Below are 15,150 nucleotides of genomic sequence, written 5' to 3'. Positions count from 1 at the left end.
TTTGCAGCCCATCGCGACACAAGGCCCACACACATTGATCGGCATACGCAGTGCCTATGTGGGAGCGGCCTTGTGTCGCGAAAGGACCGCGAAGCGGTCCCAAAAATCTCAGCTTCAATCAGGCTGCTTGTCGACCCACTTCGGCGCCACCGGCGCGATAAAACGGTCCATCCCTTCCAATAGCTCGTCCGGCTGCTGCCCCAGCAGTAGCATCGCCCGGTGTTGCGGGCGCACGAAGCCTTCTTCGACGATATGGTCGAGGAACCCGCCCAGCTTGTCGTAGAAACCGATCACATCCAGTAGCCCGAGTGGCTTGGCGTGATAGCCCAGCTGCCCCCAGGTCCACACTTCGAACAGTTCCTCCAGCGTACCCAGCCCTCCCGGCAAGGCAATGAAGGCATCGCTCAGTTCGGCCATGCGGGCCTTGCGCGCATGCATGCCATCCACCACTTCCAGACGGGTCAGGCCTTTGTGGCCGACTTCAGCGTCCAGCAGGCTCTGCGGAATGATCCCGACCACTTCGCCGCCGGCCGCCATGGCCGCGTCGGCCACCACGCCCATCAAGCCGACCGCGCCACCGCCATACACCAGGGTCAAGCCACGGCGGGCAATGGCCTGGCCCAGCGCGACGGCTGCTTCACGGTAGGCAGGGTTGGCGCCCATGCTGGCGCCGCAGAACACACAAACGGAACGTACGGGCATTGCTCATCTCCTGTTACTCAGGCGCACAGGGTACGGCGCATGCCCGTCGCTTCCAAGGCCGGTTCATTCTGGTCGGGAGAATTCGCAGATGGCTCCTGTGGCCCCGTGGGCGTAGGCGGCGAGCAGGCTATTGAGGAAGTTGGAGATGGGCATTTGGTATTGCTCCTAAATGAGAGGTTGTCCCATCGTCTAATAAAAGGGCATGATGTGCCCTTAAATTGGTTGTATACAATCCATTGAACAATTCTACTGGCTGACCGCTTGACACCCCCTTGACCCATATCAGCAAGGGGCTGAACGGTTTCAGGCAGTCTCGCAATTGATAAAACCCTGCCAAGGAGATTCATGATGTTTGCGAAAGCTGTAGCGGTATCCCTGCTGACCCTCGCCAGCGCTTCTGTCTTCGCCGCCGAGTGCTCGGTCACTGTCGACTCGACTGACCAGATGTCCTACACCAGCAAGGAATTCACTGTCGACAAGAGCTGCAAGGAATTCACCGTCAAACTGACCCACTCCGGCAACCTGCCGAAGAACGTCATGGGCCACAACCTGGTGATCAGCAAGACTGCCGACATGCAGGCCATTGCCACCGAAGGCATGAGCCAGGGTCTGGATAAGGACTACCTGAAGGCTGACAACGCCGCGATCATCGCCCACACCAAGATGATCGGCGCGCCTGAGAAAGAAACTGAAGTGAAGTTCGACACTTCCAAGCTGGAAGCCGGTGGTGACTACAGCTTCTTCTGCACCTTCCCGGGCCACATCTCGATGATGAAAGGCAAGGTCATCGTCAAGTAATCAAAGGCTGACGGCGAACCCTGTAGGAGCGGGTTCACCCGCGAATGCGTCGGTGGGTTCACCATCGTATTCGCGGGTGATCCCGCTCCTACAGGTCTTTCTATCGCCTTATCAAGGGGCGAACGGCAGTTCGCGCTTGTGCTGGGTCTTGCGGTAGGTGGCGACGATGATGTCGAACGCTGCCTGGTCAACCGGCTGCCCATGCAGGAAGGCATCGATCTGCGCGTAGGTCACGCCATGTGACGCCTCGTCCGGCTTGCCCGGCTCCAGGTCTTCCAGGTCGGCCGTTGGCACCTTTTCCACCAGTGACTCCGGCGCACCGAAGCTGCGCGCAATCGCCCGTACCTGATTCTTCACCAGCCCACTCAACGGCGCCAGGTCGCAGGCACCATCGCCAAACTTGGTAAAGAAGCCCATCACCGCCTCGGCGGCGTGGTCGGTTCCGATCACCAGACCTGCGCGAGCGCCAGCGATGGTGTACTGGGCGACCATCCGGGTGCGTGCCTTGACGTTGCCAACCACGAAGTCCACCAGCGTCGGCGAGCCGTTCTTCAACGCCGCCACTTCAGCTGCCAATGCACGCACTGCCGGGGCGATATCCACCGTGTGAACTTCATCTGCCTTGATAACTTCCAGGCATGCCTGAGCGTCATGCTCGTCATGCTGTACCTGGTACGGCAGGCGCACGGCAATGAAGGTGTAGGCCTTGTCGCCGGTCTCTGCGCGCAGCTCGTTGATGGCGCGCTGGGCGAGCAGGGCGGCAGTCAGTGAGTCGACGCCACCACTGATGCCCAGCACCAAGGTCTTGAGTCGAGCGTTGGCCAGACAGTCCTTGATGAACGCCACCCGCCGGGCGACTTCGGCCTCGAGCGCTGCCGAGTCGGCGAACGGCGGCTGTACCTTCAGCGCCTGGGCAATCTCTTGCTGAACCGCTTGCATGGGTTACTCCTTGCTGGGGACTTTGAATACGTGGCGCATGTAGGCGACGAAGTTCTCGTCGCGGCACTGGGTCTTGGCGGCTTCATCAGAAATCTTGGCCACCGGCGCGCCGTTGCAGTCGGTCATTTTAAGCACGATGTTCATCGGTGCCACACCTGGGATGTCGCAGGTCAGGTTGGTGCCGATGCCAAAGCTGACGTTGATGCGTCCGCGCAGGGCGCGGAAAATTTCCAGCGAGCGGGTCAGGTTGAGGCCGTCGGAAAACACCAGGGTCTTGGTCATCGGGTCGATACCCAGTTTCTGGTAATGGGCAATGGCCTTTTCCGCCCAGGCTACCGGCTCGCCCGAATCATGGCGCAGGCCGTCGAACAGCTTGGCGAAGTACAGGTCGAAATCGCCGAGGAAGGCATCCATGGTGATGCAGTCGGTCAGGGCGATCCCGAGCAGGCCGCGGTACTCGCGTACCCAGCAGTCCAACGCCGCGATCTGGCTGTCGATCAGCCGTGGGCCGAGCTGCTGGTGGGCCATGATCCACTCGTGGGCCATGGTGCCCAGCGGCTTGATATCCAGTTTCCATGCCAGGTCGACGTTGCTGGTGCCGACAAAACGGCCGGGGAAGTCGTCGCGCAGTACCCTTGCCACTTCCTCCTGCACGCGGCTGGAAAAGCGCCGGCGGGTGCCGAAGTCGGCCACCTGCAGTTCGGCCAGCTCGTCGTCGCTGGCATGCGCACGCAGCCAGTCGAACTTGCGGTACAACTGGTCCCGCGCCTCGGCCAGGCGCATGTGCGGGTGCAGGTTGCGGTTACGTACTTCGCTGATGATGGCCAGCAGCGGCACTTCGAACAGGATCACATGCAGCCACGGGCCTTTCAGGCGCAGGAACAGCTGATCATTTTCGATGCCGACGTGCACGTAACGCAGGTTGAAGCGGAACAGGCGCAGAAAGCGTAAAAAGTCGGGCTTGAGGAAGCTGATGCGTTCGAGGAAGGCCAGCTGGCCATCGTCCAGGGTGAGGTCGCCAAGCCGTTCGAGCTGATTGCGAATTTCGCCGAGGTAGGGGCGCAGGTCCTCCCCGTTGCGGCAGCGGAATTCCCATTCGACGTCGGCGTCCGGGTAGTTGTGCAGCACACCTTGCATCATGGTGAGTTTGTAGAAATCGGTGTCGAGCAGGTTGTGCACGATGCGCTCGGCGAATGCGCTTTCGCTCATCAAGGGGGCTCCGGAAGCGGCGATTGGCGGACATTGTGCCAGCCTTTTCCACCTTGTGTGGCTGTTCCGGCCTCTTCGCGGGCACGCCCGCTCCTGCACGGTGCGGGTACTTGCTCCTGTTGTAGGGGCGGGTTTGCCGGCGAAGAGGCCGGAACGGCCAAAACAGAGGTGTTTTTCCGTGCACCAGCTAGCCTTGAAACGGTGCCGCCTGTAGCAGTCGCGCACCAGCAGTGTGCAGTTCGGTGACGTCCGCTGTTACAGGGCGGTTGCACGTAAACACTTGCCAGGGTTGCAATGATGGCACTCGACGGTTGCTCCTTGTCTGTACGTGTGGTGGCGCCTGCCGCGTGGCAGACGGTTGCACGCTCAATAAAGAAAAGGCCGCCCGTCGGCTGCAGGCACCCTTCACAGTGTGTTTTCCCGGAATACAAAACCGATGGCACGGCCCTTGCTCTGAGTACCGGGCTGAGAAGTTGTAGTGCCAACCAAAAAAACTCTAGGAGCACCACCTCATGTCGCAGACGTTTTACAAGAAAGGTTTCCTGGCTCTGGCCGTAGCTACGGCACTGGGTGTTTCTTCGTATGTTCAGGCCGACGTCAAGATCGGTGTAGCGGGCCCCATGACCGGTGCCAACGCAGCGTTTGGCGAGCAGTACATGAAAGGTGCGCAGGCAGCGGCTGACAAGATCAACGCCGCCGGTGGCGTGAATGGCGAGAAAATCGTCTTGGTCAAAGGCGATGACGCCTGTGAGCCGAAGCAAGCGGTGGCCGTGGCCAACCGACTGGTCGACCAGGACAAGGTGATTGGCGTGGTAGGCCACTTCTGTTCTTCCAACACGATCCCGGCCTCCGAGGTATATGACGAGGCGGGCGTGATCGCCATCACCCCAGGTTCCACCAACCCACAGGTCACTGAGCGCGGCCTGAGCGCCATGTTCCGCATGTGCGGCCGTGACGACCAGCAGGGGATCGTCGCTGGCGACTACATCGTCGACGTGCTCAAGGGCAAGAAGGTCGCGGTGTTGCACGATAAGGACACCTACGGTCAGGGCTTGGCCGACGCGACCAAGGCGCAGCTGGAAAAACGCGGCGTGAAGCCTGTGCTGTACGAAGGCCTGACCCGTGGCGAGAAAGACTTCAGCGCGGTGGTCACCAAGATCCGCTCTACCGGTGCCGACGTGGTCTACTTCGGCGGCCTGCACCCGGAAGCCGGCCCGCTGGTACGCCAGTTGCGCGAGCAGGGCCTGAAGGACGTCAAGTTCATGTCCGATGATGGCATCGTCACCGACGAACTGGTGTCCACCGCCGGCGGCGCGCAATACGTTGACGGAGTGTACATGACCTTCGGTGCCGACCCGCGCCTGCTGCCAGACAGCAAGGCGGTGGTGGAAGAGTTCCGCAAGGCGGGCACTGAACCTGAGGGCTACACCCTGTACGCCTACGCTTCGCTGCAGGCCCTGGCTGCCGCGTTCAATGGCGCGAAGTCGAACAAAGGCGAAGACGCTGCCAAGTGGCTCAAGGCCAACCCGGTGCAGACCGTCATGGGTGAGAAGAAGTGGGACAGCAAGGGCGACCTGACCGTGTCCGACTACGTGGTCTACCAGTGGGACAAGACCGGTAAATACCACCAGCTGGAAAAACAAAAATAACAACGGCCCGCGGCCCGGGCGTTTGCTCGGGCCCAAGCCCCGCGGTACCTGTCTTTATTCGTAGATCTGCACAGTTCTGCGCTGCGAGGGCCCCGCACAGGTGGCCCGCGCCGTGGTCGGCGCTCGTGCAATCTCAATCAGGTGAGATTGCGTTATGGATGGTATTTTCCTGCAGCAACTGGTCAACGGCCTGACCCTCGGGTCGGTCTATGGCCTGATCGCCATCGGCTACACAATGGTCTATGGCATTATCGGCATGATCAACTTCGCGCACGGCGAGGTGTACATGATCTCCGCTTACCTCGCGGCGATCAGCCTGGCATTGCTGGCTTACTTCGGTGTCGAATCGTTCCCCCTGCTGATGCTGGGCACCTTGTTGTTCACCATCGTCGTCACCGGCGTTTATGGTTTCACCATCGAGCGCATCGCCTACAAACCGCTGCGTAACTCCACCCGCCTGGCACCGCTGATCAGTGCCATCGGCATTTCGCTGATCCTGCAGAATTACGCGCAGATCAGCCAGGGCGCCCGCCAGCAAGGCGTGCCAACCCTGCTGGAAGGCGCCATGCGTGTCGAAGTCGGAACCGGCTTCGTGCAACTGACTTATACCAAGATCTTCATCCTGGTGGCGGCCTTCGTCGGCATGGGCCTGCTGACCTACGTGATCAAGTACACCAAGCTCGGCCGCATGTGCCGTGCTACCCAGCAAGACCGCAAGATGGCCTCGATCCTGGGTATCAACACCGACCGGGTGATTTCCTACGTGTTCGTCATCGGTGCGGTGATGGCCGCCCTGGCCGGCGTGCTCATCACCATGAACTACGGCACCTTCGACTTCTACGCCGGCTTCATCATCGGTATCAAGGCGTTCACTGCCGCAGTGCTCGGGGGTATTGGCTCGTTGCCGGGGGCCATGCTCGGCGGGATCATCCTGGGCATTTCCGAGTCGCTGTTCTCAGGCTTGATCAACTCCGACTACAAGGATGTGTTCAGCTTCTCGCTGCTGGTGATGATCCTTATCTTCCGCCCACAAGGCCTGCTGGGTCGCCCGCTCGTGGCTAAGGTGTGAACATGTCCGTTGCCAAAACTGCCTCTCTTAGCGAAACCAAGGGTTTCGACCTTAAACGCAGCCTGCTGGAGACCATTGTCGCTGGCCTGCTTGCACTTATCGTGTTTGGCCCGGTCGTTGGCGTGGTGCTCGACGGCTACACCTTCAATGCCGAGCCGCGCCGCGTGGCCTGGCTGGTCGGCGGTGTGATGGTGGGGCGCTTCCTGCTCAGCCTGTTCCTGCAGACTGCCCCCGGGCAGCGCATGCTCCTGGGCTTCGACAGCGGTGGCTCGGGCGTGCATGTGACCGCACCGGACTACAAGTCGCGCCTGCGCTACATCATCCCCGCGCTGATCGTGATTGCCATCGTTTTCCCGATCTTCGCCAACAAGTACCTGCTGACCGTGGTCATCCTCGGCCTGATCTACGTATTGCTGGGCCTTGGCCTGAACATCGTGGTCGGCCTGGCCGGCCTGCTCGACCTGGGTTACGTGGCGTTCTATGCCATCGGTGCCTACGGCCTGGCGCTGGGTTACCAGTACCTGGGGCTGGGCTTCTGGAGCGTGCTGCCGCTGGCGGCCATCGCTGCGGCGCTGGCCGGGTGCATCCTCGGCTTCCCGGTGTTGCGCATGCACGGTGACTACCTGGCGATCGTGACGCTGGGCTTTGGCGAGATCATCCGCCTGGTGCTGAACAACTGGCTATCGTTCACCGGTGGCCCCAACGGCATGCCGGCACCTTCACCCACCTTCTTCGGCCTTGAGTTCGGCCGCCGGGCCAAGGATGGCGGGGTGCCTATCCACGAGTTCTTCGGCTTCGAGTACAACGCCAGCCTCAAGTTCGTGTTCATCTACGCGGTGCTTTTCATCGTCGTGCTGGCAGTGCTGTACATCAAGCATCGCCTGACTCGCATGCCGGTCGGCCGGGCCTGGGAAGCGCTGCGCGAAGACGAGATCGCCTGCCGTTCGATGGGCCTGAACCACGTGCTGGTCAAGCTGTCGGCCTTTACCCTGGGCGCCTCGACTGCCGGTCTGGCCGGGGTGTTCTTCGCCACCTACCAGGGCTTCGTCAACCCGTCGTCATTCACATTCTTCGAGTCGGCGCTGATCCTCGCCATCGTCGTGCTGGGTGGCATGGGCTCGACCGTGGGTGTGGTCATCGCGGCGTTCGTGCTGACCGTGGCGCCGGAACTGCTGCGCAGCTTCTCCGAGTACCGGGTGCTGCTGTTCGGCGTGCTGATGGTGCTGATGATGATCTGGCGACCGCGTGGGCTGATCCGCATCAGCCGTACCGGTGTGACCCCGCGTAAAGGAGTGGCGCCATGAGCGACGATATCATTCTCTCGGTCGACAACCTGATGATGCAGTTCGGTGGCATCAAGGCGCTCAGCGACGTCAGCCTGAAGGTTCGGCGCAACCAGATCTTTGCCCTGATCGGCCCCAACGGCGCCGGCAAGACCACGGTGTTCAACTGCCTGACCGGCTTTTACAAGGCCAGTGGCGGACGTATCGAACTGAACGTGCGCGGCAGCCACACCAACGTCATCCAGCTGCTCGGCGAACGCTTCCAGGCGGCCGACTTCGTGTCGCCTGCGCGCTTTGCCAACCGTATGTACTACAAGATGTTCGGCGGTACCCACCTGGTCAATCGCGCCGGCCTGGCGCGCACCTTCCAGAACATTCGCCTGTTCAAGGAAATGTCGGTGGTGGAGAACCTGCTGGTGGCCCAGCACATGTGGGTCAACCGCAACCTGCTGGCCGGGGTGCTCAATACCAAGGCCTACCGCAAGGCCGAAAGCGATGCACTGGACCACGCCTTCTACTGGCTGGAAGTGGTCGATTTGGTCGATTGCGCCAACCGCCTGGCCGGCGAGCTGTCGTACGGCCAGCAGCGGCGCCTGGAAATCGCCCGGGCCATGTGCACGCGGCCGAAGATCATCTGCCTGGACGAACCGGCGGCGGGCCTTAACCCGCAGGAAACCGAGGCACTCAGCCGCATGATCCGTGTGCTGCGCGACGAGCACGACATCACCGTGGTGCTGATCGAGCACGACATGGGCATGGTCATGAGCATCTCCGACCATATCGTGGTGCTGGACCACGGCAACGTGATTGCCGAAGGTGCGCCGCAGGACATCCGCCACAACCCGACGGTGATTGCCGCCTACCTGGGTGCAGACGAAGAGGAACTGGTATGAGTGCACCCATTCTCGAGCTGAAGGACCTGGACGTGTTCTATGGGCCGATCCAGGCGCTGAAGAAGGTCTCGATGCACATCAACGAGGGCGAGACGGTAAGCCTGATCGGTGCCAACGGTGCCGGCAAGTCGACCCTGCTGATGTCGATTTTCGGCCAGCCGCGGGCGGCATCCGGGCATATCGTGTACCGCGGCACCGACATCACCCGCAAATCCTCGCACTACATCGCCTCCAACGGCATTGCCCAGTCGCCGGAGGGGCGCCGGGTGTTTCCCGACATGACCGTCGAGGAAAACCTGATGATGGGTACCATCCCCATCGGCGACAAGCATGCCGACGAAGACATGCAGCGTATGTACGAGCTGTTCCCGCGGTTGAAGGAGCGGCGTAACCAGCGGGCCATGACGATGTCCGGTGGCGAGCAGCAAATGCTGGCGATTGCCCGGGCGCTGATGAGCCGGCCGAAGTTGCTGTTGCTGGACGAGCCCTCGCTGGGGCTGGCGCCGATCGTGGTCAAGCAGATTTTCTCGACCCTGCGAGAACTGGCCAAGACCGGGATGACCATCTTCCTGGTGGAGCAGAACGCCAACCATGCGCTGAAACTGTCGGACCGGGCCTATGTGATGGTCAACGGGCAGATTCGCATGACCGGGACCGGGCAGGAACTGTTGGTCAATGAGGAAGTGCGTAACGCTTATCTTGGCGGGCATTAGCGTCAACAACGTTGCTAGCCGCAATGGCTAGCAACGCTTAAGCATTATTGAGGATATAACGGTAGCGTTCTATGGGAAGTTTCCATGACAGTATATTCGGTGGGGGCTTTTATGTTGAATGAATCAGTATCAAAAACAACATAATTCTTCCCCGATGCGAATGAGCTGTTGAATATAATGCCATCCAGTCTTGCCTCGGTTTTTATGAATTCGCAGAGGAACTGAGTTGGTATATATTCTAAATGACCGTTTTCAGGCCTCACAGGCTTTGACAAATCATTAGAAAAAATCTCAAGCAAGTTAAGTAGGTTGAGCACGAGCTCCAACTGATCCTCTTCAAATGATGCGGCTGAGCAAGCTGTCCGGGGCTCAGTTAGGTCTAGTAGGAAGAGTTCATTTTTAGGAAATGCTTCTGAGACATAAATTTTTGTTGAGTTGGTTGGGCGAACTTCATTGATGCAGGTTTCAATATTTTCAGCAAGGTAAAGGTAGGGGACGCCAACAGGGTTCGCCCTACCTCCGCTAACAATGCTTGCGGGAGGGCTTCCCATTTGACCACTCTTCAGGGGAGAGTCGGAAATTCGCGCCCTGTAAAAATTTTCACGAGGATAGATCGGGGTTTTAAGCTGTTCTATTAGTTGAAATAGTACTATGCTGCCTGCGGCAGTTGTTGCTTGTCTGAAAATTGTTGAGTAAATAGAAGCTTGAGGGAAGAAACGATTGGTGTGCTTGATTTCCTGTTTGAACTCTTCCCACTCTTGGTTATGGCGGAGAATGTCGAATGTAAATGTGAATTGACGATTCGAATATCCCTGTTCAGAAAATATCTCATCAATCAGGTCCGCGGCTGAGCGGACGTTCTTTGTAAAGATTCCGTAGTGATAAGTCAGTATTTCGGTAAAGCTATATCCAACTGGTGACTCTTCAAGGCCATAGGTAAACAGCTCAAGCTTATCTCTTAGGTTTGCGGGAGATGTACAGTTTGTTCGTGCACTGCCACAGTGACTGCAGCGGGTTATTTCCGCAAGGCTGTTGATTTTCTCCTTAATGGCAATGTCGGAGAAACAATTGATGCAGCATGCCGTCATACTCATCACCCCCCTATGTAGTCAGCAATAGTTTCAATATGATGTTTCAAAGACATCTTTTTAACTACGCCAAGACCGGGGAACGGTTTAGCATTCAAGTCAAGAAGTCCAGTTAATCCTGTGGATTTATAAAATTTTTGTGGATTATCATTGACATGGGTAGTCAGCTTCCGCAGAGCATCGCTAAATTTACCGCCAGGGTTGGTAGGGGAGTCATCGTTAAATGAGGAGAAATGACGAACATACATTGAATCGAATTGCTCGTCATCAATATAGCTCAAATGTATGGTTACTACATAAGCAGGTCCGCCCGATTCGCTATAGTCCTCGCTCAGGATGGTAAAGTCACCAAATCCGATGACATTCGCCGTTTTTTTGTAGTCGACATGGGTGTTCGAGTAAAAGGAGGACTCCTCGTAGTCAGCGTTCCTTGACTGTTTATCAAAGGAGTCTTTATAAATGATTAAATTTTTCAGCAATGGGATTGCAGCGGTAGAGACTCTTTCTGTGTTTATGAAAGTGAATTTCGCGTCGTTTATGAGCGCGATGGTTGTTTTGTCAATGCTGCCCTCGAGGAAAACTGCCGTTTCGTTGTTGATGCTTTGTTGTATTTCTTCAGGAATTTTACGCTTCGTGCTAATTTTGATGCACGGTATATACTTGTTTTTAACTACCTTGTTAAGTGAATCTGCTAAGTTTATTTCTGATTTTGAAAAATCGCCGAGTGATGGATTCACAACGATAACAGGCACTATGCCTTGTTCGAACAGGCATTCAATAGTGGCTGTCAGTGGTTTTAAATTGGTTCTGACAGGCTCGATGAATGGTGTGACCGATTTAGGTGGAAGTTTTGTTGCAAGTTCTCTAAGTGCGATTAATTCAAACTGTTTGCCTCTAAGGATTGGGTAATACATAAAGCGTCCTTTCTAAGTTGGCTGTTAAGCGTTGAAATAAGCTTATCTTGTTGGCTTTTGTTTAGTTTGTAGCTAATTCCTGCGGCGAGCAGTGAGTCGGGCAGCGACATCAAAAAGTGCTGGTCATTTTTTCTCGATTTTTTTAGTACTTTACAAAACTCGAATCGCAATTTCATAGGGCACGCGGCCTGCATCAATTTTTCACACTCAAAGAATACTTCAGTGTTGCAGAGGTCCGGTTTGTACCCATAGATGCGCTCGACAAGTTCAAGGTATTCACTCATCCTTAATGAGCGGATCAAGGTGCGAGCGTCAATAGCGTCGTCAATGGTCGAGGCTTCTATTAGCGTTTTTAGCGTTCCTCGCTGGGTTAGTTGAATTAAACCAGTATCACCCAGGTCGAATTTACTCAACTTTTCAATTTGAGACTCTTCAGCGACCACATACGTCCTGTCAAAAATCATCCGATACTGGCTGAGTTGACCATGGAGCCTATCGAGATTGTCGTAGTTTGACTTGATTTCATAGCATGTTGAGTGACCATTTATTATCACGCAGTCGGCTTTGCTTTTACCTACGCGAAACTCAGTTATTGCCGTTGCTGTGTTGAGTGAATGTTTTCCCAGAAGTATCTTTTGAATGATGACGTTTTTGAGGAAGTATTCATTTCTAAAAGTTTTGCTCAGCGTCCTATAGCAATGATTATAAATATCACTGATAGTGAAGCTCTCTGCGAGTTCCGCCTTAAAGGAGGAAGCTATGGCTTCAATGAAGCTGGTATCTCCGCAGCTAAGTTCGGAAATACGCTTGCTGGAAAAAATTTGTGACAAATCTGGGCGATTGAGCATTGGCAGATTCCAAGTGTTCCTTGGACAAAATTTCGCAAAAATATTAGCACACCAGTGCCCTGACATCTAAGGTTCTCGATGCGGATGGGAGGGTGTGAAGCGCTCTGTGGCGGTTTGGCCCGATCCCTATGAGTCGGACGGGCAGGAGCGGCTGGTCAGCAGGAAGTGCGCAACGTTTACCTCGGCGGGTGCTGAGTGGCATTCGGGGATACAAGGGGCCCCATTCTCAATGTGGACAACCTGCCGCGCCTCTCTCTCGATACACGTCAATATCCTATAGCATGCCCTTGTTTCCCCAGGCTTGATCTTGTCCACGGATAATGTGGAACCGCCTGTGGAAAACATGGTGGCATCTCGCTCCAGCCCTTTGATACCAGGCCCTGCAGCGATGCGATCATTTCTTGATCATATCCTTCCTGTGGATGACCTTTCAGGGTTTTTCACAGATCCCAAAGCACCTCGAAATAAGCGGCAAGGCTGTGGATAACTCTGTGGGGAAACCTTGGACAGACCGCTGCAGGCGGCATGTTTGAAAGCCTTGCGCCATCACCGCCAAGATATCCACCGACCACAACCTGCTGAAAGGGTTCCGTGCAGTGGACAAGTTGCCCCCAATCTGTGGGGAAAGCCTTGTGGATAACATGCGCATACCTGGCGGCGAGCCCTCTGCCGCAAGGGTTTGCAGAATATGAACAAAAAATGAACAGCCCCTGAGCGGCTTGCTGGCTGCGCCGTGCGCGGGCATGCTGCAAAGCTGCCATGACAACCTACCGTGAGGAACACAGCATGACGTCCACCGTATTCATCACTGGCGCGACTTCCGGTTTCGGCGAGGCCACCGCCCGCCGCTTTGCAGAAGCCGGCTGGAAGCTGGTACTCACTGGGCGCCGCAAAGAGCGCCTGGATGCCCTGTGCGCTGAACTGTCGGCCAAGACCGAAGTGCATGGCCTGGTGCTGGACGTGCGTGACCGCAAGGCCATGGAGCAGGCTATTGCCCACCTTCCGGCCGGCTTTGAAAAGATTCGCGGTCTGGTCAACAACGCCGGCTTGGCGCTGGGTGTGGATGCTGCGCAGAACTGCAGCCTGGACGACTGGGAAACCATGGTCGACACCAACATCAAGGGCCTGATGTACACCACTCGCCTGCTGCTGCCACGGCTCATCGCCCATGGCCGCGGCGCGTCGATCCTGAACGTCGGGTCGGTGGCGGGCAACTATCCGTACCCGGGCAGCAACGTGTATGGCGGCACCAAGGCCTTCGTCGGCCAGTTCTCGCTGAGCCTGCGTTGCGACCTGCGCGGTACCGGCGTGCGTGTGAGCAACATCGAGCCGGGCCTGTGCGAGAGCGAGTTCTCGCTGGTGCGCTTCGGGGGTGACCAGGCCAAGTACGATGCTACCTACGCGGGTGCGGAGCCGATCCAGCCACAGGATATTGCCGAGACCATCTTCTGGATCCTCAACCAGCCGGCGCACATCAATATCAACAGCCTGGAACTGATGCCGGTGAGCCAGGACTGGGCAGGGTTCTCGATCGACCGATCAAAAGGCTAAGCACGAGGCGCGAACCGGAAAGATCCGGTTCGCGAAGCAACCGCATCGCTCAGTTGATATAGTAAAAGCCGGTTCTTTCTTCAGGGATGATGCCTAACGCTTGAAGGACATCGTTGATGGCGTCATGCCGGCCCATGTCCTCGGCCGTTGCTTCGCAATTGATGACACGGCGCAGGCTTAGCAGGTAGCTGAGTTTGCCATGGGAGTGCTCGTCATAGCGGTGGCCGTGATCGATTATCTTCTGTGCCGCTCGGTTGATCTGCTCTTCGACAAATGCCTTGAAGGCTTCTGCTTCCATGTTGGTTACTCCTGAACGTTCGAGAAAGGAGCACCAACATAGGCGTGGGGAGATGCTTCCGGCAGAGGGAAACGCTCACCCCTGACAGGTTCGTTGGATGGACAGTCAGAGGCTCGACTGATTCAGCCCTTCCAGGCAGGTAGCCAAGTGATAAGGCGTGGTCGATGGCATGTCATCCCTGCTCACCGCGCCGTCACCCCCTCGGCACTCATACCAGCCGGCGTCACGCAGGAATCGCGCTGAAAGGGCGCCCAACTGCCCCGCGAGCTTTGCTTCACTGCCTTCACGCAATGTAAGCGCCCGCAGGTACTCGGCCTGCGCCCAGATACGCTGGGAGGCATCTAGCACCCGGCCATCCACATTGAGCATGGCCAGTACTGCCGCATCCTTCACCCCGAATTGCTCGGCAAAGCCGAAAGCCCGGTCTATTGACGCATGCAGCGGCGTGTCACGCAGCAGCGGGGAGGTATGCAGCAGATAGAACCACTCGAACTGGTGCCCAGGCTCGAACCAGTTATCCACAGCCCCGCGTGGCTTTTCCAGCATCAGGCCATGGGCCGGTTCAATGAAATGCGCCTCGAGCGCCTGACACAATTGCAGCAGCGACTGGCGGACATGTTCGTCGTCACGCACAGCCATTACTTGCAGGAACGCTTCGGCCAGGTGCATCTGCGGGTTTTGCAGCGGGCCACTGCCGAGGTCGGCCCAGTCTTCGCCCAGGCAGGCTTCGTACAGGCCATCGTCACGGGCGAACTGCTGGTCGATGATGTCCAGCGCAGCATTCAACGTGGACTCCACCAGGTTTTCGCGCACTTTGCCCCAGTAGTGCGCGCAGGCGAACACGATGAAGGCGTGGGTATACAGGTCCTTGCGCCGGTCCAGCGGCTTGCCGTGGGCGTCGATGCTGTAGAACCAGCCCCCGTGCTCGGCATCATGGAAGTGCTTTTGCAGCGAGCGAAACAGGGCTGCGGCGCGTTCGGCGGCGCCTGGTTGGCCGATACGGCTACTGAACACGTACAGCTGGCGTGCACAGGCCATGGCCCGGTAGCGCTGCACCGGCAACGGTTGGTGCTGGGCGTCCAGCGCTTCGTAGGGCAGGGCCATGTCGGCGTTCCAGCCCGGGCCTTGCCACAGCGGCACGATGCGTTCGGCGAAGTGCTGGTTGAAGCGGGCCAGTTCGGGCAGGGTGGGGCGGG

The 15,150-nt window shown here is 57.5% G+C and carries 15 protein-coding genes; 7 read left to right on the top strand and 8 right to left on the bottom strand.

Annotation, left to right across the window (positions count from 1 at the left end):
- Positions 1-114 precede the first annotated feature (114 nt).
- Positions 115-702 carry a TIGR00730 family Rossman fold protein gene (locus QYE47_RS15615; RefSeq protein WP_014592585.1) on the bottom strand — a complete coding sequence of 196 codons (588 nt, stop codon included), beginning with the start codon at positions 700-702 and terminating at the stop codon, positions 115-117.
- A gap of 348 nt (positions 703-1,050) precedes the next feature.
- On the opposite strand from QYE47_RS15615, the gene azu reads away from it, so the two are divergent.
- A complete protein-coding gene (gene azu / locus QYE47_RS15610) occupies positions 1,051-1,500 on the top strand; it encodes an azurin (protein ID WP_003249580.1) in 450 nt (149 codons plus the stop codon).
- Between the two features lie 111 nt (positions 1,501-1,611).
- Here azu and nadE read toward each other — a convergent pair whose 3' ends face one another.
- Positions 1,612-2,439 (bottom strand): ammonia-dependent NAD(+) synthetase, encoded by an 828-nt coding sequence (gene nadE, locus QYE47_RS15605; RefSeq protein ID WP_053868172.1) that lies wholly within the window; start codon positions 2,437-2,439, stop codon positions 1,612-1,614.
- Between the two features lie 3 nt (positions 2,440-2,442).
- Positions 2,443-3,648, bottom strand: coding sequence for a nicotinate phosphoribosyltransferase (gene pncB / locus QYE47_RS15600; RefSeq protein WP_014592583.1), 1,206 nt, complete (start codon positions 3,646-3,648; stop codon positions 2,443-2,445).
- A 512-nt stretch (positions 3,649-4,160) separates the two neighbouring features.
- Between pncB and QYE47_RS15595 the strand changes: the two genes are divergently transcribed.
- From QYE47_RS15595 to QYE47_RS15575, 5 genes are all read left to right on the top strand, one after another.
- On the top strand, positions 4,161-5,297 hold the full coding sequence (locus tag QYE47_RS15595) for a branched-chain amino acid ABC transporter substrate-binding protein (protein ID WP_003249588.1): 1,137 nt from the start codon (positions 4,161-4,163) through the stop codon (positions 5,295-5,297).
- A 154-nt stretch (positions 5,298-5,451) separates the two neighbouring features.
- Complete coding sequence (locus tag QYE47_RS15590) at positions 5,452-6,366, top strand: branched-chain amino acid ABC transporter permease (RefSeq protein ID WP_014592581.1); 915 nt, start codon at positions 5,452-5,454, stop codon at positions 6,364-6,366.
- Positions 6,367-6,368: 2 nt separating this feature from the next.
- On the top strand, positions 6,369-7,670 hold the full coding sequence (gene livM / locus QYE47_RS15585) for a high-affinity branched-chain amino acid ABC transporter permease LivM (RefSeq protein ID WP_070384408.1): 1,302 nt from the start codon (positions 6,369-6,371) through the stop codon (positions 7,668-7,670).
- Positions 7,667-8,542 carry an ATP-binding cassette domain-containing protein gene (locus QYE47_RS15580; protein WP_010955466.1) on the top strand — a complete coding sequence of 292 codons (876 nt, stop codon included), beginning with the start codon at positions 7,667-7,669 and terminating at the stop codon, positions 8,540-8,542. The genes livM and QYE47_RS15580 overlap by 4 nt, the downstream gene beginning before the upstream one ends.
- Positions 8,539-9,255: an ABC transporter ATP-binding protein gene (locus QYE47_RS15575; protein WP_004576969.1), complete on the top strand. Its 717-nt coding sequence runs from the start codon at positions 8,539-8,541 to the stop codon at positions 9,253-9,255. The genes QYE47_RS15580 and QYE47_RS15575 overlap by 4 nt, the downstream gene beginning before the upstream one ends.
- 44 nt (positions 9,256-9,299) lie before the next feature.
- On the opposite strand, the gene QYE47_RS15570 is transcribed toward QYE47_RS15575, so the two are convergent.
- The 3 genes from QYE47_RS15570 to QYE47_RS15560 are packed head-to-tail and all read right to left on the bottom strand — an operon-like array spanning position 9,300 to position 12,105.
- Positions 9,300-10,349 carry an RES domain-containing protein gene (locus QYE47_RS15570; protein WP_081343643.1) on the bottom strand — a complete coding sequence of 350 codons (1,050 nt, stop codon included), beginning with the start codon at positions 10,347-10,349 and terminating at the stop codon, positions 9,300-9,302.
- Entirely contained in the window at positions 10,349-11,257 is a 909-nt protein-coding gene (locus tag QYE47_RS15565) for a sce7725 family protein (RefSeq protein ID WP_070384407.1), read from the bottom strand. The genes QYE47_RS15570 and QYE47_RS15565 overlap by 1 nt, the downstream gene beginning before the upstream one ends.
- A complete protein-coding gene (locus QYE47_RS15560; RefSeq protein ID WP_070384406.1) occupies positions 11,218-12,105 on the bottom strand; it encodes a sce7726 family protein in 888 nt (295 codons plus the stop codon). Before QYE47_RS15560 ends, QYE47_RS15565 begins: the two co-directional genes overlap by 40 nt.
- Before the next feature lie 786 nt (positions 12,106-12,891).
- On the opposite strand from QYE47_RS15560, the gene QYE47_RS15555 reads away from it, so the two are divergent.
- Positions 12,892-13,656: an SDR family oxidoreductase gene (locus tag QYE47_RS15555; RefSeq protein WP_014592579.1), complete on the top strand. Its 765-nt coding sequence runs from the start codon at positions 12,892-12,894 to the stop codon at positions 13,654-13,656.
- Between the two features lie 49 nt (positions 13,657-13,705).
- On the opposite strand, the gene QYE47_RS15550 is transcribed toward QYE47_RS15555, so the two are convergent.
- Both QYE47_RS15550 and QYE47_RS15545 read right to left on the bottom strand, forming a co-directional pair.
- Positions 13,706-13,954, bottom strand: a complete 249-nt coding sequence (locus QYE47_RS15550) for a hypothetical protein (RefSeq protein ID WP_014592578.1) — start codon at positions 13,952-13,954, stop codon at positions 13,706-13,708.
- 105 nt (positions 13,955-14,059) lie between these two features.
- On the bottom strand, positions 14,060-15,150 hold a 1,091-nt coding region (locus QYE47_RS15545; protein WP_301159098.1), incomplete at its 5' end, for an AGE family epimerase/isomerase.

Source organism: Pseudomonas sp. 2,4-D, assembly GCF_030418155.1.
Classification (GTDB): Bacteria; Pseudomonadota; Gammaproteobacteria; order Pseudomonadales; family Pseudomonadaceae; genus Aquipseudomonas; species Aquipseudomonas alloputida.
The sequence above is the reverse complement of the archived record's forward strand: the minus strand, read 5'-3'. Positions and strand labels throughout refer to the sequence as shown.